The organism is Geminocystis sp. GBBB08, assembly GCF_016743215.1.
Taxonomy (GTDB): Bacteria; Cyanobacteriota; Cyanobacteriia; order Cyanobacteriales; family Cyanobacteriaceae; genus Geminocystis.
This window is the reverse complement of the sequence record NZ_VRZC01000314.1, coordinates 1-716: the sequence shown is the minus strand read 5'-3', so window position 1 is coordinate 716 and position 716 is coordinate 1. Positions and strand designations below refer to the sequence as shown.

Below are 716 nucleotides of genomic sequence, written 5' to 3'. Positions count from 1 at the left end.
GAATAAAAACTGTTGACCAAGAAATGATAATTGAGTTTGACGATCGAGATATTGTCTATGATTATGGAGATTTGAATGAGGTTAGTTTGGCTTATGCGGTAACAATTCATAAGTCTCAGGGTTCAGAATATCCTGTGGTAATTTTACCGATATATATGCAACATTATATGATGTTATCAAGGAATTTATTTTACACGGGGTTAACAAGGGCAAAGCAAATGGCAATTATTATTGGACAGGAAAAACCCATTGCTATTGCGGTAAAACAAGTAAAAGATCGGTTGCGATATACTAAATTAAAAGAAAGATTAGTCACTTTTTCATCTATAGGAAAATATCCTCTTTTTTCTGGAAATAAGCAATTTGATTATAAAGTTGCAGAAAATAAATCCAGTTGGCATGAAAAATATTAAAGATGCCATCGAAGAGCATTATTTGACGATTAAGTAGGCAAAATTAATTGTATGTTTACTTTATGAAAGGTAAAAGTCAATAAGTAAGAGGTCACAAAGATTATGGGTTATTTTCGTTAATTTTAAAGTCCACAATTTATTTTGCTTTAGTACTTGCACAATGTAATGTAAACAAAAGTAGTTAATATTTAATAGCTTCAGAGATTAAGGGATAGTTGATCTAGGGAAATATTACTTTTACCGCCCCGATGATATTCTAAATGACAGCTATTGCATAATGCTACTAAATTCTCTGGTCTATTA

Annotated in this window: 1 protein-coding gene; it reads left to right on the top strand. The window is 30.7% G+C overall.

Annotated elements, in window-relative coordinates; genetic code table 11:
• Window positions 1–413, top strand: a 413-nt coding sequence (locus FWJ34_RS19430) for an ATP-dependent RecD-like DNA helicase (protein ID WP_308256972.1), incomplete at its 5' end; no start/stop codon positions are given.
• Between the last annotated feature and the right edge of the window lie 303 nt (window positions 414–716).